Source organism: Bacillus sp. L_1B0_5 (assembly GCF_000836715.1).
Classification (GTDB): Bacteria; Bacillota; Bacilli; order Bacillales; family Bacillaceae_G; genus Bacillus_A; species Bacillus_A thuringiensis_S.
In genome coordinates, this window is sequence record NZ_JXIS01000100.1 from 40,657 (window position 1) to 57,321 (window position 16,665).

Consider the following 16,665-nt stretch of genomic DNA (forward strand, 5'->3'; position numbering starts at 1 on the left):
GTGGAGATTATCCCCACTTATTAAACATTCATTTTATTCTCGATTTACATATAGAATAAGTACAATAATCATTCCACTTAAAATAGTCGTAACAATAGAATAAGAATAAAGAATCATACAAATTGGTAAACAAGCAATCGTAATTAGTCCTGGCTTCGTAAATCCTTTAAATATTAAATAAAATACAATAAAAATGCCTATGAGGGTAAGCGCTATCAAATAATCAAATGCGATTAATCCTCCAATAAATGTTGAAATACCTTTACCGCCCTTACCTTTAAATAAAACTGGGTAAATATGTCCAATAATAACGGCCAATAATGTTAACATTACGAATGTAGGATCTTCAAAAAGATATTTTGCAACAGTAACAACGATTGCCCCTTTAATCGCATCACCTAAAAATGTAGCGATGAAATACCCTTTTCCATATACGCGCCCCATATTTCTTGCACCAGGATTTCCGCTTCCTTCACCCCTAATATCAACGTTATGTCTCAATTTTGTTACTATATAAGCGGTCAAGATGTTTCCAATTAAATAAGAAGCCACCAAATATAAAAACTGCATACTATTAATCATGTAATCATTCACTTTCTACATGGGATTACATATACAATATTCAATTACTACGTATATTGTACGTTTTAACATACATCCCTTTATACATTTTAACATCATATTTTTACAAATCATACAAAAATTCTCATACGCTATTTTTAAAAATATATATCCCTCATTAAATAATATGTTCCTTTCACTGCCATTTCTGCTTGTGATACAAATACAATTTCTTTAATACTTTCTTCACAGCATTTCTTAAATACAGCAAATATTTCAGGAACTAAACGCAATATACTGCCACTTACTGCAATTGGAGTTGAGCGCTTAAATTGCATCTTGTTATAAACATCTACCGCAATTCTTGCTAATTCCTTTCCAGCTCGCATTATAATTTCATGCGCATCATCATTGCCATTTCTCGCTGCCTGAATAACTAATGGCGCGATTGCTGCAATTTTATCTTTAGAAGAAGTATATACTAAGCTTTTTATATGAGACGGTGTCAACAGTTGAAACTGACTTTGAATATTCAAACTCAATGGACAAAGACTGATTCCTTGATCGAATTGAATTGCCATTTTCTTTAAAGCTTGTAATGCAATCCAATATCCGCTCCCTTCATCACCTAAAATATGTCCCCATCCACCGCTATACTCATACACTTCTCCTTTCTTTCCGATACAAATTGCCCCTGTACCACCTATAGTTAATATTCCATCCTTACCTTTTAAAGCAGCTGCATGCGCAATCATTGCATCATTAAAAATTTCAATTTTTGTTCCGTATTTCTTTTTTAAACGTAATGTTAATTCATTTGTATTCGCTCCGCTTATACCAGCTAATCCTAAACAAACACAAATACAATGCCCATTTATTAAACTCTTCTGGCATTGATTAATTGCTTCCATAATATGCACAAGAGCTTCTTCAAAATCTATTAATATGTTTCCAAAACCACTGGTAGCTCTTACAAGTTCATTTCCGTCTTTATCAAATGCAATTGCCTCGGTCTTCGTTCCCCCGCCATCTACTCCAATCATATACTTCATATGTTCGCCTCATTTTCATCTGCGTATGGAGGGAATGTTATATTCCCTAAAATTATGGAATTCTTAGCACCTGTTGCGCTCGGCACATTACTCGGATTACGATGATACGTTTCGTTTGCTAAAATAGCAAATGCAATTGCTTCTTTCGCTGCTGAAGAATGACCAATATCTTCTTGTATACATATGCTACATTTCTCTTCTCTTAATCCATTCCGTAACATTTCAACAAGTGTATTATTATAACTTCCACCACCACCTAAAATCACCTCATCAATTTCATAATACGGCAAAATAAACGCCTTATAATGATGAACAATTGAACATGCTGTAAACATCGTGACAGTTGCCAATATATTTTCTTTACTATGCTTTTTAAATCGATTCAATAATTCAGTCACAAACGCTTCTCCAAACTGTTCTCTACCTGTTGATTTTGGTGGTTTCATGTTCAAAAATGGATGGTTCATACAGTATGTTAAAATTTCATCTACAACTACCCCCTGCTTTGCAATCCAACCATTTTGATCATATGGTACATGAAATAATCTTTGACATACTTCATCGATTACCATGTTGCCTGGTCCAGTATCAAAAGCAATAACACTCTCATTACTTCGTTTACTTGGAACCACTGTAACATTACCAATCCCGCCAATATTTTGCAGTAGTCTATTTTTAGTTTGATGCCGATATAAAATAATCTCTGAATATGGTACAAGTGGTGCACCTTGTCCCCCTGCCGCCATGTCCATCGTTCGGAAATTCGAGATAACCGTCGTGTTCGTTTCATATGCTATTACTGCTGGTTCCCCAATTTGCAAAGTTGAAGAAAGAATATTACCTTCTTGCTTTGGCTGATGATAAATCGTTTGTCCGTGAGAGCCTATTAAATCTAATTGTCTCAAAGGAAAATTGGCCTCTTTACAAACTTCCTTTACAGCATTGGCGAAGCATAAACCAAGTTTAAAATTTAAACTACATATAAGTTGGACATTCGAAGTTTCAATTGATAACGCTTGTTGGATCTCATTTTTCATATCATTACAAAATGGAACAGTAGTAAAATGGATGAGTTGGATTTTAGAATCTACACCACTTCCTTCTATATGAACGAGCGCTACATCTATTCCATCTAATGAAGTACCAGACATTACCCCTGCAATATACATAACGTGCATGACCTCCTATTTACTAAAAAACAATCATGTAAGTAACGAACGTACAACAAATCGAAAACAATATAAATCTAAAAAACAACTGAGCTTTTGATGCAAACGATCCATCAATGAAAGAAACAACTACCGTAAGCAAAACGCTTGCCGCAATACTTGTAACGAGCCATATACTATGCATTTGTGATAGATTTAGCATGCCTAATAAAGGGACAAAAAGTAAATTTGCACAAATTACTCCAAATAATAATAAAAATACGCCTTTATAACTAAATTTTATATTCATTCTATTTCCCCCTTTCTAGTTTTAATGTGAAAGAAGTGATAGACAAAAAGTCTATCACTCAAAATAACAGCGTGCAGATTAAGGATTAACAGATTCCCCGTCACCATTTTTTTCAATTTCAAGCATATTTTTGTCGTACATTTTAAAGAATGGTAAATAAATAAGGAACGATATTGCTATATTTATAAAAACTAATACAATCGCACGCCAATCTCCACCTGTTGCTAAATATGCACCAATTGGAGCAGGTAGTGTCCATGGCGGCATAATATGCGTTGGTGTTACAAATCCCATCGCAGTTGCTGAATATGCAACAGTTGCTGTTACAAGTGGTGTAATGATAAATGGGATAATTAAAATTGGATTTAGTACAATCGGTAATCCGAATATGACTGGTTCATTAATATTAAAAATACCTGGAACAATACAAGTTCTTGATAATGCTTTCGAATATTTCGATCGACCAAATATAATCATAGCTAATACAAGCCCTAACGTCGCACCAGAACCGCCAATCCATATAAACCATTGATATAACGGCTCTGGTGAAATAAATGGCAACTGATCTGCTCCACTAGCAACTGCTTCACCATTTTTCCCTAGGTATACTTCCCATAATGGCCTAGCAACAGTTCCAACAACCGACACACCATGGATTCCGAATGACCAAAAAAACGTAATTAAAAACACTGGAATCATTACACCGAAGTAACTATCCCCAGCTTTTACTAATGGTGCTGCTAATTTATCAACAACATGGTGTAAATCAATGCTAAAAACGACAGTTACTAGACTCATTATAATAATAACGAATGCTGCAGGTATAAGTGCTTCAAATGAACGCGATACAGATGGCGGTACTTGTTCTGGCATTTTAATCATTACATTTTTCTTCTTACAAAATCTTAAAATCTCTACGGATAAAATAGAAACAATCATCGTCACAAATAATCCATGACCTCCGAGATTTGTCATCGGAAGCATGAATCCTTTTTTATCAATTAACTCAGGCGTTAATGTTAAAAGTAGTGAACATACCGCGAGCTGTGCTCCTGATAAAGCATCTAATTTATAACTTTTCGCTAAATTATATCCTATTCCAAATGCGATATATAAAGACATAATAAACATGGTTAAACGATATGGTATCAATATACTTGTTTGATTCTTTAATGCCCAAACTGATATGAAACTATCTTTCGGCAGTGGTGGAAATGCTACTATCAAAAAGAAGCTTCCTACTATAATAAATGGTAACGCCGAAATAACTCCATCACGGATTGCTTGTAGATGCCTCTGCTCAGAGAGCCTTGCCATCGGGCCAGATAAATTTTTATCAAGAAACGTGACAAACTTATTCATAACGCTTCCCCCTAACTGATTAATTCATTTACAGTTTTTAATAAAGTCGGGCCTCCAAGTGGCGTGTATGCTTGCGGTGGAATGATACCACACGGAATAGATTCCTCCTCTGCAAATTTTTTTACAGAATCAAATCGGTGTCTTATTTGAGGTGCCACCATTACGACATCCCAGCCATTCTTTACTTCTTCCTCTACCTCATTCGTTCCAATTGCATGCACTTCCATGTTCACACCATTTTTCTCCGCTTCTTTTTTTAAAGCGTTTACAACAATTGCACTGGACATTCCTCCAGAACAGACGAACAAAACTTTCATTTATTAATCCTCCTATACTTATAATTTATTACCCTTCAAATGAAAGGAAGTTTCACTTTACTAACAAGCATATGAAGTAGTAAATGAATTTAGTTATAATGAAAGTAAATTTCATTAAAAATATTTTTCCTATTAAATTAATGTTTCAATATGCAATTTTCTCTATTGCAAGGTCAACCTCGCCTCATATATTATTTTAAATAATCATATGATAGGGAGGCGTATAAATGATCGTTAAACGTTTATTAATGATATGTTGTATCGTTATCTTGTTCATCCCTTTCTCTTTCATTCCCCCTCACTCTACTTATGCTGAAGTAAATACTACGTACAAAAAACATGAATTACGTGCTGTATGGATCGCATCAGTTCTGAATATTGATTGGCCCTCAAAAACCGGCTTACCTATTGAAAAGCAGAAGCAAGAATTTATAAGGTTATTAGACAATGTAAAAAGCACTGGTATGAATACAGTTGTTGTACAAATTAAACCAACCGCTGATGCTTTCTATCCTTCAAATTACGGTCCTTGGTCTGAATACATTACGGGTACACAAGGAAAAGATCCTGGTTATGACCCGCTCGCATTTATGATTGAAGAAGCTCATAAAAGAAATATAGAATTCCACGCTTGGATTAATCCATACCGAATAACGATGAATCACACCGATATAAATCGATTATCAAACTATCACCCTGCAAGGCAACATCCCAATTGGGTTGTCCCTTATGGCGGAAAGTTATATTACAATCCCGGTATTCCAGAAGTGAAAAAATTTATAACAGAAGGTGCTTTAGAAATCGTACAAAATTACGATATTGATGCGCTACATATGGATGATTATTTTTATCCATATAAAGTAGCCGGTGAAGAATTTCCAGATCAGAAAACGTACGAAACATATAATAACGGTAGATTTACAAATATAGAAGATTGGCGACGTAACAATGTAAATGAACTTGTAAAAGATTTAAATACTGCTATAAAACAAGAAAAATCATATGTAAAGTTTGGCATTAGTCCGTTCGGCGTATGGAGAAATATAGCTGACGATCCCACTGGCTCTAACACAACCGCAGGCCAAAGAAACTATGATGACCTTTATGCTGACACACGTGAGTGGATACAAAAAGGATATATTGACTACATTACACCGCAAATATATTGGAATATAGGTTTCACCCCAGCTGCATATGACATATTAGTAGATTGGTGGGTTAAAGAAACAAATAACAAACCGATTCACCTATACATTGGTCAAGCGGCCTATAAAATTAATAATAACTCTGTCCCTGCTTGGTCTGATCCAGAAGAATATCCAAGACAAATTGCATTAAACCGGCTATATCCTGAAATAAAAGGTAGTATGCATTTTAGCTTAAAAGATATTAATAACAATCCACTTGGAGTTAAAGATAGACTCTCAAAAGACATATATAAACATCCTGCATTAATCCCGCCTATGCCTTGGATTGATCATGATCCACCAAAACAACCGACTTTAAAAGGTGCCATTCCAAGAAATGAAGGTATTGCAATCGGTATCATTGACAATAGAGATAATGATTCTGCTTATTACGCTATTTACCGCGTGAATGGGAAAAATGAAGTGGATATACAAAATCCCAAAAATTTACTTACTACTGTAAGAAAAACAAAACTTGGAGAAATTTATGTAGATAAAACCGCTATTTCTGGAGAAACGTATACGTATGTCGTAACTGCAGTTGATCGATTGCATAATGAAAGTGTGGCTTCTAGTCATACTACCGTTAGAGCAAAATAAAACCTCATAAAAAAAGCGCCTTAAAGCTGTGATACTTAGCTTTTAAGGCGCTTTTTGTTATTTATTCTTAAACTTCTCAGTCGCTGCTCTCATCTTCACATTTAAATCGTGATCAATCGAGTCGCGAATATCTCGCTCTACTACTTCCATTTCTTTTTTGAAATTTTCCAAGTAGATCTTCAGTTCTTCTTCCTTCTCTGGTCTTTGTGAAGGTGGTAATTGTACTACCAACGATAACATGGCCGTTAAATCTTTCATTAAGAATGTTTCAAGTTTATGTTGTTGTTCAAACATGCGTTGCTCTTGATAGTACGGAAGTGCATTTAATACTGAAATTGTAATATCATCAACCGTTCTTTGTAATGAAGGATTTATTGAGCGTTTATACGCTTGAATTGTATTTAATGCGTCTGGATAACGGTCATAAAAATACAATTTGTAAAATGATAAGTCTGTCGGTTTTACAGTTTGCTGCGTTTCTTGTCTTAAGAAATCTTTCACTTTCATCGCAGCCACATCAATATCTTCATTCGTAAGCTTTTTCGTAGTTTTTGCCATTACATGCACTTTTTTCTGCTTTTCTTTCGGTAACATCGAGAAGACTTGTTCTCTCGTACGTTGACCTGATGCACAAAATAGAGTATTTAATGTATTTTGTTCTTTCTTTCCTTCGGTGCGAATCCAGCGATAAAATAGTGGATGTTGTGTAAATTCTTGTAGAAACGGTATTGATTTGTTTGATATCTTATCTAGAGAATCTTGCGCTCTTTTATATGGCTTCGTCCATGAAAAATACAGTTTCCGCCCGAAGTATACGACTAAAACAACGACAGTAAATGCTATTAAAAGCAATGTACCGAGTAGTAATAGTACTGTTTGAATGAAACTCATTTGTTCACCTCCTCTAATAATCAGTTATTTCCTTGGACGCTGAATGAGTTTCTGCTTCATCTCATCATTAAATGTGTCTAGTTCAATAACGAACTTCTTACTTGACTCAATAATACGTTCTGACGATTTTTCAGATGCTTCAATTGCAGCGAACACATTTTGGAATGATTCACGTAATTTATCCATGCTAATAGCAGGGTTTTCAAGCAATTTCGTCGTTTCTTCTGTATTTTGTTTTAACGCTTGAGAATTACTTAATACCATCGATTCAATTGCTTCATTCGTCGCATTTACGGCATCAATTGTTTTACGTTGATTCGTTAATGCAAGCTGAATAGCAGCTGAAACTGTTACAACGTTTTGCGTCATCGTAATCGCATTACGTATTGCCTCTGTTAATTTTTCGTTATTTTTCTTAATGATGTCTACAGAAGCTATAGATTGTAATAATACACTTTTCGCTTGCTGCATATTACGTGTACGTACAAGTATCTTTTCTAATGCATCGTTAATTAACGGAATATCCCTTTGACGCTCTGGGTTTTGTTTCTCAGCTTCAAGCATGCCAGCAAGCTTTTTCCCTAAGTATACTTGTTTATCAAGAGCATGAATTTTATCGTGCGATTGTTCTTTTAACATTTCAAGACCAACCGTATCCTCTTGTAAGTTATCACGACCAATTAGAAGGGATCTAATAATTTCCTCGATTTGTTTATCTATAGATTGGTATTTATGCACGTATGTTTCAAGTGGATTTTTCTTGAATACTTTAAACATTATTTTCTTCATACCACTTGCTTTAAGTGAATTGGGATCAAGCTCTGATACCACTTTTCGTAATTCTAACAATGTATTTGGAATTTCTTCATTTTTCCCATTCATCATCGCTGTTACAGGGCGTTTTAAAGCTGATAACGTTTGTCCTGCTGCTTGTTGCTCTTTATCCCCTAAATCTCCTAGCTGAGACAATACTTTTGATAAATCTGTATTTTGCTCGCTATTTAACTTTTGTACATAAAGATCCGCTTCTTTATTTAGTTCCTCTAATTCTGCATCTTTTATAACTGTATCAACTACTACTTCTACATTATTATCTTTCACAATGGATACAGGTTCTTTTTTCTCGAGTTCAGTCAACAAAATCGCTCCTTTATTTATATGTGCGAATTTATATGCACTATATTTCATCAATTATATCGTATTTCATATACATTCTGACTGCTTGAAATCGACTTTTTTAGAAATGCCTGTTTATGCAGTCATTCCCTGTTTCTTACTATAAGTATACCTGTAATCAACATAATTTTCCTCAGACTTAAGACCTAGAGAACAACATGCTGAAGGCGGATTCTTCATATATTTCCTAAATAATTTACGTTCTTTCAATCGTGCTACACTCAATCTTTTGACATTCACCTGTTTTCAATGTGATAATTCTATTACACTCACTTCTATTTATTTTTGCGAGCTACAAATGCTCCCTTTTGAAACGCTAATAACACCGTTTCAAACGTATCATCTTCTTCAATCATTTTTATAAACTCATCTAATTCACTCGCATGAGAAGTTGCATTATCAACAACAAGAAAACCTTTTGGTTGTAACATACGTTTTATATGCTCAAACCACCACATGTATTGCGTGCGCTCTGAATCTAGGAAAATAAAATCAAATGAATGATCTAATTGCGAATCTAAAAATGCCCCGGCTTCTTGATTATGAATATCGATTCTTTGTAACAGGTTTGCCTTTTCAAAATTGACAAGTGCCTCTCCAACTCGTTCTGAAGAAAGCTCTACAGTTGTTACATTTCCATTTGTTTCTTCTACCGCATTAGCTAACCACAATGTAGAATAACCATTAGAAGTTCCAATTTCCAAGATATTTTTTGCATTACACCCTTTTACTAAAATTGATAAAAATTGCCCCATCTCACGAGAAACATTCCGTAATTTTTCTTCCCTTGTTTTTTTATTTCGATCATGCTCTTCTCCATATTGTTCAAGTTGCAATAATAATGAATCTACTGTATCCATTCTTTTCATCGCCTTTCCAAGCAATATGATGAAAAAGCTCTTGCTGCCCGTCTACTTTTTATTATATGCGAAACAAAAACCTTTTTCCTGTTATATGACAAAGATTTATAATTTTTTATAGCATATTGTTTCGTTTTTTGGTAAAGTTAATTTCTACGTGCAATTATTCCATTCATATTATTTCATATTAAAATTGCAGTTATTAAATTATATAAACCCCATTTAAATGAATCGGTATTTCAAATTCAATTAAGCGCCCTTTTCGGACGCATTTTCTTTGTTTATATATTTCCAGAAGAAAGGATGCTTACAAATGAACGTGATTAGCTTAGATGCTGCTCGAAAACGAAAGCAGCATAAAAAATTAATGATTACTATACCGATTATTACACGTATTTATGAAGAAGACGGGGAAATTAAATTTGAGGTAGCGGGCGAAAAAGATGTACCTCTTGAAATGTTAGAAAAATAATAAAAAACGCATTTCTGAAGAAATGCGCTTTTTTATATTTTTACATTTAAATGCATAAGTTTTTCAGGATTAACCACCATATAAATATTTGAAATTTTCTCATCCTCAAATGCAAACGAAAGAACATACGTTACTTTATTATTTATTGTAACTATAACTCCTGGTATACCATTTACCATTTTGAAATCAACAGTGTACTCTTCTGTCAATCGTTGTGCAATCCCAAAGAACAAACGTATAATTCGATCCGCAGAATAAATCGGATTAATCGCAGTCGTAACTTTACCACCACCATCAGCTTTGAGTATAGCATCTGTTTTTAATACTTCTAACATACCTTCCGCATCCCCACACTGTAATGATGATACAAACTTTTCAACATAAGAAGCCATTTTCTCCGTGCTTAATTTTGATTGCTTCGGTTTCTCCAAAATGCTTTTTCGTGCACGTTGAAAGATCTTCCTGCAGTTCACACTACTCTTATCAACAATTGAAGCTATTTCTTCGTATTCATAACTGAAAACCTCTCTTAATATGAAAACAATCCTTTCTACCTCAGATAGTTGTTGTAAAAGTAATAAATATGCGGTGGAAAGGGATTCTTTCATTACAAATGAATTTGATGGCTCATCACTCTCTTCTACAAGTGGCTCTGGTAACCACATCCCTACATACACGTTACGTTTATGCGCTGCCGATCGTAATTTATCAATTGAACGATTTGTCGCCATCTTACATAGATATGCTTTCATATTTTCTATAGATTGGGGATCTTCTATATTATTTAGCGAGATAAATACATCCTGAACGATATCCTCAGCATCCATAACGCTCCCAAGAATTCTGTATGCTAACGAAAATAATAATGGTTGATACGCTTCATATAACTGCTCCGTTTCCATGATGAACACCCTCACTTTCATATTGCTTTAAAATGTGTAACGCTGCACGTTTCCCGCTTGCTACCGCAGCATCAGCTAATATTTCATCATGCCCTGCCCAATCTCCTGCAACATAAACACCTGGCATTTCAGGTATATTAGGGCCCGGTTTTTCAACACGGTCAATATGAGGAAAATCATGTACTACTGTTATTTTCGGTAAATATTGCTGTGCAACAACTTCTCTTTTCCAAGTTGGATGTAACAACTCCATCGTACTTTCCAACTGTTCTTTATCTTCATGAATATGATTCATCTCTAGCACAGGATTATGGTACTTAATTAGACTCACTGCAATTGATCCATCTTCACTTAATTTAGCTGCTCTCGATTGATTTGTGAAAAATATAGGTTGATCTAATCCTAATACAAATTGATGTGTAGGATTGGGTAATTGTCTCAAGCCAATATCTAATGCAGCAACAGTAACCGGTACCGATTGTTCACTCCATCTATGCAAACTTGTTCCTTCTGCACCTTTTATTATTTTACAAGCTTCTTTCGGCGGAGTCGTCACGATGACTGTACCTACTTCAAAAGCCTCATCATCAACACAATGTATTCTTTGTTTATCTTCGTAATGCTCTATTTCCAAAACATGCTTTTTAGCCAAAAATTGCACCCCGACATCATTCGCTATAGCTCTTAATTTTGTTATTATCGTCTCCCAACCCCCATCTACATAAAGCACTCCTTCTTTTATAGAAAGCTGTATTTGCTTTAGTACAGATGATGCTAATTGTATTGTAGGAGCAAACGTATATGTTGTTGTCCGACATAACGCATAAAATATATTGCGAACCATTGGATCTTTTATTTCATTTTCTGCCCATGTAGCTAGACTCATTTTCGGAACTTCTCCTATATCTAAATTTCCTAAACGAATCATAAGACGTGAGAATTGTACTTTTGCAGACCACGAAAGTAGTGGTGTTGATAAAATTGAGCGAAAATCTGTTGGGATGGTGAATATATCCCCTTTCCATATTCCATGTGCTTTTGTAGATGGTATTCCACCTGGAAGATTCAAACCGAGCTCATTAAAAGTTATAAACGCTGCCCCGCCTCTATATAAAGCATGTGCACCAAGATTCATGCAGATTCCATTTTTATTTATAGTCATCCCTCGGCCACCGAAGTGACTGGACTTTTCTAATACAATCACTTTCCTTCCAGCTTTCGCTAAATATATAGATGCTGTTAATCCAGCAAGCCCACCGCCAACAATTGCTACATCAAATTTCTTCATAATAAAATCCCTCCTCATCGTTCTACATACAAGACGAACGATTAAGGAGGGATGTGACATAAAAATAAATTTTTATTACCCTACTATATTTCATTACTTTTTAATTCGGTCATATTGCATACGAAATAACTCAATTGCAAATGGAATATCCTCTTCACTCTTTATATAATAACTGATCCATCCTGATTCAGGTAATATATGATGTGGTTTTACCAATCCTCGGTTCACTAATTCATCTCGCTTTAACTTCGGAAATGGTAAATCAGCTAATTTATCACCATGCAGATGGCCAAGTTCTTTCTTGCCATAATTTATTTCAATACCACCAAATCGATGCGGTTTTTCAGAAACACCCGCCCAGCTGAGCACTTCATTTCTAATCATTTCACTATATGACATGAACATTCACTCCTTATAAATGATTGATGTACTTTTAAATTAACATTTTCATTACTTTTTTCCATCAATCCAAAGTATGAATGGGAATACGAATATAGTTTGGTATTAACACCTTATCCTTTATGGAATAAGTGAATTTATTAATCTACTGACAACAGCACAAAACAAAGACTAGACACATATCCTAATTTTGTAACCTAACTTACCTATAGAAAGGCGGGTAATACAATTGACTTCCAACATAGACTATACCTCCCCCTCAACCAATTTTACTTATGATGTAAATAAAAGTAATTTTTTTCGGAAAGATGCCCAAAATTATATAAATGTACTTGGTATTAAACAATTAAATACTTTAGAAAATACTTCATTATTAGATATTTATTTAAGTACAGGAAATGTTGTAGAACCACATATTCATCAAAATGCAGCTGAACTTGTTTATTGTATTTCAGGGTCTGCTGTTGTTTCTTTACTTAATCCATTTACGAATCAAATATTAAACTTACCGATAAAACCCGGGCAAGTTGCCAATATTCCACAAGCGTGGTGGCATTATGAAATTGCTACAGCAGATAATACTCATTTATTAGCTATTTTCAACGCTCCAGCGCCAGAAGTTATTTTCGGTTCTGACATTTTAAGATTAACTCCGGCTCATATGATGGCACATACTTACTGCCTCAATGAACAACAATGGAAACAAGCGGTTTCCCCTATTCAATCAACTACTGTAATTGGTCCTCCGGCAAACTGCAATCAAAACCGTGAAATGAAAAATTATCCAACCCAGCCCCTCGCTCAACAACATAATCCGTATTGCCAAGATTCTTATTACTTCCCTCTTTACTGGGGTTATTAATTTGCGAATTTTCAAAATAATCATCATTTATCTCCTGGGAAAATACCGAGGAGATTTTTTTATTGTATCTTCTCTTTCTATTAATAATAGTAACAATTGATAGTGTACATACATATAATATTTATATATTAAATTGGAGGTGATAGTACTATGAGTAATTATAACTATCGAAAAAACTACTCTTATAATAAAAATAGTAGCTCTTCAGCATCCTCTCAATCTTCCAATTCTCAATCTTCCAATTCCCAATCACAAAGAGACTTAGCCGAACAAGGCTATGTAAAGAAAAAAGGATGTAACTGTAATAAAAATAAATAGTTTATTTTATGGATGAATTCTTTTTTAAAAGAATTCATCTTTTTTTGCTGATCGGAAATTTTTAAAGTTACATAACTTATGCCTTAAATGAGAAAGGGTAAATTATACTTTTTTATACGAACTTAATAAAGAGTAATTATTCAATTGATTTATTACTTATTTCCCTAAAAAATATAGTCCTTCCTAAATTTATTAGGAAGGACTATATACAAACCCCTGTTTAATTTCCTACTAAACATTGTAACAAATTAAACGATGTTAATACCTGCACTTACAAATCCAGCAACTGCAGCTATCGGACTTGCTGCTGTTAATGAAACGTATAATAATACTTTATCCCCAGCTGCTACTGGAATAGCTTCAGCTATGATCCCTGATGATGTAGCACCAATCGCTATTACGGCAAATGCTGGTGTTAATAATAGAGGTGCGCCTTGTACTGTAAACGTATTACTTGCTGCAGGTGCAGTTAATATTTGTATCTGCACTTGAACAGGTGATAATGGAGCTAATGCAGCTGTTGCACTAAAGAAACCTGCTAATGACGTAATAGTTCCTGCGCGCGGTGCTACAAATGCATAATCACCTATACCTAATGCTAATGTGATACTTGTTCCACCAGTTAAAGCTACACCAGGCTGACTAAATCCAAATCCAAGAAGAGTTCCTGTATTAGCTATTAACGCATTAACTAACGCAGATGGTGTTGTACCGGAAGCAAACGGAATAATAGCTCCGCCACCAGTTGCACCAGTTGCTCCTGTTAAGCCCGTTGCACCAGTTGGGCCTGTTGCACCAGTTGGGCCTGTTGCACCAGTTGGACCTGTTGCTCCTGTTGCTCCTGATACTCCTGTTGGACCTGTTCCTCCAGTTGCACCAGTTGGGCCTGTTGGGCCTGTTACTCCTGCACCAGTTGGACCTGTTGCTCCTGTTGCTCCTGTCGCTCCTGTTGCTCCTGTTGCTCCTGTTGCTCCTGTTGCTCCTGTTGCTCCTGTTGCTCCTGCTCCTGTTGGACCTGTTGCTCCTGTTGCTCCTGTTGCTCCTGTTGCCCCCGTTGCTCCCGTTGCTCCCGTTGCTCCGCCACCAGTCGCTCCTGTTGGACCTGTTGGGCCTGTTGGGCCGCCTCCTGGAGTAGCACCAATTAATTGAGTTAATAAGTTTAATAAAAGTTGTAAACTTGCAGGGTCAATAATTAAAGAGAAGAAGAATGGTGCAAGAGCACTGTAGAATTGTTGCAATAAGGAAAGTAATTTGCTTAAATCTGGGTTAGGAGACTGTAGTACGTTGATAATACTTTGAATTAATTGTTTTAAATAATTCCCTTCTGGAGAAGGTGCTAATTCATTTAGTAAGTTCAATAGTTGAGTAAACAAATTGAGTAAAGCTAATCTGTTTGCATCACTTGGATTTGCAAAAAACGCTGCAATAGCCGCTATTAAAGAGTTTAGTAAAGTAATTAATCTACCTAATTGCTCACTAGTAATTGGAACTGTTTGTGGATTGTTACAACATTCTGGAGTGAAAACAATCGGATTATTGCAGTGGTTATGACCAAAACAATTATTATTTGTCATTTATGTCCTCCTTACTTGTTTTATATTTGAGTTTTTCCTATTATAAGGATCAAAAAGTTGTGAAAGAGTATGTGTTATATATTGACTTAAAATAGGAAACATGAAATATAATTAAACTTGAAAACACTATTTAATTATGTTCATGACTCACATATTAATTATATGTTTTTAATAATTGACTGCTTAGATTAAATACCTAAACTTAAGAGTTTATTTTATTTTTCCACGTTTATCTCTTAGGTTCAAATACACATTTTAATTGGAATACAAAAACCGAATTTACGATTAACAAATATTCCGCAAGTAACAACATCATTTTTTTCATATAAGTAAAGAACATTTCTTTACTAAAATTGGGCTCACCCTATAAAGGTAAAGCCGTTTCTATTATAAAAAACTCTCATACTATATAGTGGACAAGTTATTTTATACTTCGTTCTAATAAAATATTGTAAGGAGTGAAAATTAATTGCCTATCATTCAACCATTTATGGCATCGAGAAGATTTACATCTACACTAGGAGTCGGCACAGGTACAGGTGCAGCTTTTGCAATTGCTGCCACAGCCTGTTTAAACGATGCGGGTACTACTGCAACTGCTTTTCCGACTTTCACGTATTACAACTTATATGTAAACGGTATTCTTCAACCAAGCGTGAACTCCAGTGTTACTACTGGTCCTACTGGTGCTATTACAATTCCTGGTGGGGATGCATTAGACGGCGGAATTCCAATTACAATTGAATTTATCGTCACTTAATGTTAACGAATGTAATTCAGAACAAAAAAGACAGATTCCTTTTCATTAAGAATCTGTCTTTTTTAATTAATAATAATAAATTGTAAAATAATTGAAGAACCTTGCGATGGTGGTTGGTTATCCAATAAAGTTAGTTTACCAGTACTAACTTCATAGAATGGTTGTGGTTGCAAAATTCCATTGATAAACAAATTTATATATGAGACCTCACTAGGTGATAGTATATTCGTTGTACCATATTGAGCTATGCCGTCTGCATCTGTGTATATGAGTTTCTCTCCATCTGAAAAAGTGTAATATAACAAATTAGTTGTTGTTATAGGGCCAATCCCCCCAGTAGGACCTGTTGCTCCCGTTGCTCCTGTTATTCCTGTTGTCCCCGTTGCTCCTGTCGCTCCTGTTGCTCCCGTTGCTCCTGTTATTCCTGTCGCTCCCGTTGCTCCCGTTGTTCCTGTTGCTCCTGTTGCTCCTGTTGTTCCTGTCGCTCCTGTTACTCCCGTTGCTCCTGTTGCTCCCGTTACTCCCGTTGTTCCTGTTGCTCCCGTTACTCCCGTTGTTCCTGTTGCTCCTGTTATTCCTGTTGTCCCCGTTGCTCCTGTTGCTCCTGTTGCTCCCGTTGCTCCTGT

At 35.2% G+C, this 16,665-nt stretch carries 18 protein-coding genes; 4 read left to right on the forward strand and 14 right to left on the reverse strand.

Features of this window, described 5'->3' with window-relative positions:
• Nucleotides 1–33: 33 nt before the first annotated feature.
• The 6 genes from plsY to RT27_RS26245 all read right to left on the reverse strand — a co-directional run bounded on the left by plsY (nucleotide 34) and on the right by RT27_RS26245 (nucleotide 4,750).
• On the reverse strand, nucleotides 34–582 hold the full coding sequence (gene plsY / locus RT27_RS26220; RefSeq protein ID WP_000610879.1) for a glycerol-3-phosphate 1-O-acyltransferase PlsY: 549 nt from the start codon (nucleotides 580–582) through the stop codon (nucleotides 34–36).
• A 137-nt stretch (nucleotides 583–719) separates the two neighbouring features.
• Complete coding sequence (locus tag RT27_RS26225; RefSeq protein ID WP_029442299.1) at nucleotides 720–1,613, reverse strand: BadF/BadG/BcrA/BcrD ATPase family protein; 894 nt, start codon at nucleotides 1,611–1,613, stop codon at nucleotides 720–722.
• The gene (gene anmK / locus RT27_RS26230; protein ID WP_043938146.1) at nucleotides 1,610–2,782 is read right to left on the reverse strand and encodes an anhydro-N-acetylmuramic acid kinase AnmK; all 1,173 of its coding nucleotides are present in this window, start codon (nucleotides 2,780–2,782) and stop codon (nucleotides 1,610–1,612) included. Before anmK ends, RT27_RS26225 begins: the two co-directional genes overlap by 4 nt.
• Before the next feature lie 22 nt (nucleotides 2,783–2,804).
• The gene (locus RT27_RS26235; RefSeq protein WP_001021962.1) at nucleotides 2,805–3,071 is read right to left on the reverse strand and encodes a hypothetical protein; all 267 of its coding nucleotides are present in this window, start codon (nucleotides 3,069–3,071) and stop codon (nucleotides 2,805–2,807) included.
• 78 nt (nucleotides 3,072–3,149) lie between these two features.
• A complete protein-coding gene (locus tag RT27_RS26240; RefSeq protein WP_001032277.1) occupies nucleotides 3,150–4,433 on the reverse strand; it encodes a PTS sugar transporter subunit IIC in 1,284 nt (427 codons plus the stop codon).
• Between the two features lie 11 nt (nucleotides 4,434–4,444).
• On the reverse strand, nucleotides 4,445–4,750 hold the full coding sequence (locus tag RT27_RS26245; protein WP_000865907.1) for a PTS sugar transporter subunit IIB: 306 nt from the start codon (nucleotides 4,748–4,750) through the stop codon (nucleotides 4,445–4,447).
• A 227-nt stretch (nucleotides 4,751–4,977) separates the two neighbouring features.
• Between RT27_RS26245 and RT27_RS26250 the strand changes: the two genes are divergently transcribed.
• On the forward strand, nucleotides 4,978–6,537 hold the full coding sequence (locus tag RT27_RS26250; RefSeq protein WP_043938148.1) for a family 10 glycosylhydrolase: 1,560 nt from the start codon (nucleotides 4,978–4,980) through the stop codon (nucleotides 6,535–6,537).
• A gap of 57 nt (nucleotides 6,538–6,594) precedes the next feature.
• On the opposite strand, the gene RT27_RS26255 is transcribed toward RT27_RS26250, so the two are convergent.
• The 3 genes from RT27_RS26255 to RT27_RS26265 form a co-directional block, all read right to left on the reverse strand.
• The gene (locus tag RT27_RS26255; RefSeq protein ID WP_000008372.1) at nucleotides 6,595–7,428 is read right to left on the reverse strand and encodes a DUF3974 domain-containing protein; all 834 of its coding nucleotides are present in this window, start codon (nucleotides 7,426–7,428) and stop codon (nucleotides 6,595–6,597) included.
• A gap of 24 nt (nucleotides 7,429–7,452) precedes the next feature.
• Nucleotides 7,453–8,565 (reverse strand): toxic anion resistance protein, encoded by a 1,113-nt coding sequence (locus tag RT27_RS26260; protein WP_000137396.1) that lies wholly within the window; start codon nucleotides 8,563–8,565, stop codon nucleotides 7,453–7,455.
• A 314-nt stretch (nucleotides 8,566–8,879) separates the two neighbouring features.
• Nucleotides 8,880–9,473 carry a class I SAM-dependent methyltransferase gene (locus tag RT27_RS26265; RefSeq protein ID WP_002094007.1) on the reverse strand — a complete coding sequence of 198 codons (594 nt, stop codon included), beginning with the start codon at nucleotides 9,471–9,473 and terminating at the stop codon, nucleotides 8,880–8,882.
• Between the two features lie 304 nt (nucleotides 9,474–9,777).
• Here RT27_RS26265 and RT27_RS35395 point away from each other — a divergent pair, with 304 nt between their 5' ends.
• The gene (locus tag RT27_RS35395; RefSeq protein WP_001100984.1) at nucleotides 9,778–9,936 is read left to right on the forward strand and encodes a hypothetical protein; all 159 of its coding nucleotides are present in this window, start codon (nucleotides 9,778–9,780) and stop codon (nucleotides 9,934–9,936) included.
• Nucleotides 9,937–9,968: 32 nt separating this feature from the next.
• On the opposite strand, the gene RT27_RS26275 is transcribed toward RT27_RS35395, so the two are convergent.
• The 3 genes from RT27_RS26275 to RT27_RS26285 all read right to left on the reverse strand — a co-directional run bounded on the left by RT27_RS26275 (nucleotide 9,969) and on the right by RT27_RS26285 (nucleotide 12,525).
• Nucleotides 9,969–10,838 (reverse strand): sigma-70 family RNA polymerase sigma factor, encoded by an 870-nt coding sequence (locus RT27_RS26275; protein ID WP_043938150.1) that lies wholly within the window; start codon nucleotides 10,836–10,838, stop codon nucleotides 9,969–9,971.
• Nucleotides 10,816–12,126 (reverse strand): FAD-dependent oxidoreductase, encoded by a 1,311-nt coding sequence (locus tag RT27_RS26280; protein ID WP_043938151.1) that lies wholly within the window; start codon nucleotides 12,124–12,126, stop codon nucleotides 10,816–10,818. Before RT27_RS26280 ends, RT27_RS26275 begins: the two co-directional genes overlap by 23 nt.
• Before the next feature lie 93 nt (nucleotides 12,127–12,219).
• The gene (locus RT27_RS26285) at nucleotides 12,220–12,525 is read right to left on the reverse strand and encodes a luciferase family protein (protein ID WP_016081649.1); all 306 of its coding nucleotides are present in this window, start codon (nucleotides 12,523–12,525) and stop codon (nucleotides 12,220–12,222) included.
• A gap of 229 nt (nucleotides 12,526–12,754) precedes the next feature.
• Here RT27_RS26285 and RT27_RS26290 point away from each other — a divergent pair, with 229 nt between their 5' ends.
• Nucleotides 12,755–13,387: a cupin domain-containing protein gene (locus RT27_RS26290; RefSeq protein WP_029442293.1), complete on the forward strand. Its 633-nt coding sequence runs from the start codon at nucleotides 12,755–12,757 to the stop codon at nucleotides 13,385–13,387.
• Between the two features lie 566 nt (nucleotides 13,388–13,953).
• Here RT27_RS26290 and RT27_RS26295 read toward each other — a convergent pair.
• The gene (locus RT27_RS26295) at nucleotides 13,954–15,279 is read right to left on the reverse strand and encodes an exosporium glycoprotein BclB-related protein (protein ID WP_043938153.1); all 1,326 of its coding nucleotides are present in this window, start codon (nucleotides 15,277–15,279) and stop codon (nucleotides 13,954–13,956) included.
• Between the two features lie 469 nt (nucleotides 15,280–15,748).
• Between RT27_RS26295 and RT27_RS26300 the strand changes: the two genes are divergently transcribed.
• Complete coding sequence (locus RT27_RS26300; RefSeq protein WP_016081652.1) at nucleotides 15,749–16,039, forward strand: DUF4183 domain-containing protein; 291 nt, start codon at nucleotides 15,749–15,751, stop codon at nucleotides 16,037–16,039.
• A 62-nt stretch (nucleotides 16,040–16,101) separates the two neighbouring features.
• On the opposite strand, the gene RT27_RS26305 is transcribed toward RT27_RS26300, so the two are convergent.
• Nucleotides 16,102–16,665 (reverse strand): DUF4183 domain-containing protein (locus RT27_RS26305; protein WP_043938155.1); only part of this gene is annotated, 564 nt, incomplete at its 5' end.

Excerpts from the sequence above, each read along its gene's own strand:
- RT27_RS26275 (WP_043938150.1), bottom strand. The coding sequence starts at position 10,838 with ATGGAAACGGAGCAGTTATATGAAGCGTATCAACCATTATTATTTTCG.
- RT27_RS26235 (WP_001021962.1), bottom strand. The coding sequence starts at position 3,071 with ATGAATATAAAATTTAGTTATAAAGGCGTATTTTTATTATTATTTGGA.
- RT27_RS26265 (WP_002094007.1), bottom strand. The coding sequence starts at position 9,473 with ATGAAAAGAATGGATACAGTAGATTCATTATTATTGCAACTTGAACAA.
- RT27_RS26280 (WP_043938151.1), bottom strand. The coding sequence starts at position 12,126 with ATGAAGAAATTTGATGTAGCAATTGTTGGCGGTGGGCTTGCTGGATTA.
- RT27_RS35395 (WP_001100984.1), top strand. The coding sequence starts at position 9,778 with ATGAACGTGATTAGCTTAGATGCTGCTCGAAAACGAAAGCAGCATAAA.
- RT27_RS26285 (WP_016081649.1), bottom strand. The coding sequence starts at position 12,525 with ATGTCATATAGTGAAATGATTAGAAATGAAGTGCTCAGCTGGGCGGGT.
- RT27_RS26250 (WP_043938148.1), top strand. The coding sequence starts at position 4,978 with ATGATCGTTAAACGTTTATTAATGATATGTTGTATCGTTATCTTGTTC.
- RT27_RS26255 (WP_000008372.1), bottom strand. The coding sequence starts at position 7,428 with ATGAGTTTCATTCAAACAGTACTATTACTACTCGGTACATTGCTTTTA.
- anmK (WP_043938146.1), bottom strand. The coding sequence starts at position 2,782 with ATGTATATTGCAGGGGTAATGTCTGGTACTTCATTAGATGGAATAGAT.
- RT27_RS26245 (WP_000865907.1), bottom strand. The coding sequence starts at position 4,750 with ATGAAAGTTTTGTTCGTCTGTTCTGGAGGAATGTCCAGTGCAATTGTT.
- RT27_RS26295 (WP_043938153.1), bottom strand. The coding sequence starts at position 15,279 with ATGACAAATAATAATTGTTTTGGTCATAACCACTGCAATAATCCGATT.
- RT27_RS26225 (WP_029442299.1), bottom strand. The coding sequence starts at position 1,613 with ATGAAGTATATGATTGGAGTAGATGGCGGGGGAACGAAGACCGAGGCA.
- plsY (WP_000610879.1), bottom strand. The coding sequence starts at position 582 with ATGATTAATAGTATGCAGTTTTTATATTTGGTGGCTTCTTATTTAATT.
- RT27_RS26240 (WP_001032277.1), bottom strand. The coding sequence starts at position 4,433 with ATGAATAAGTTTGTCACGTTTCTTGATAAAAATTTATCTGGCCCGATG.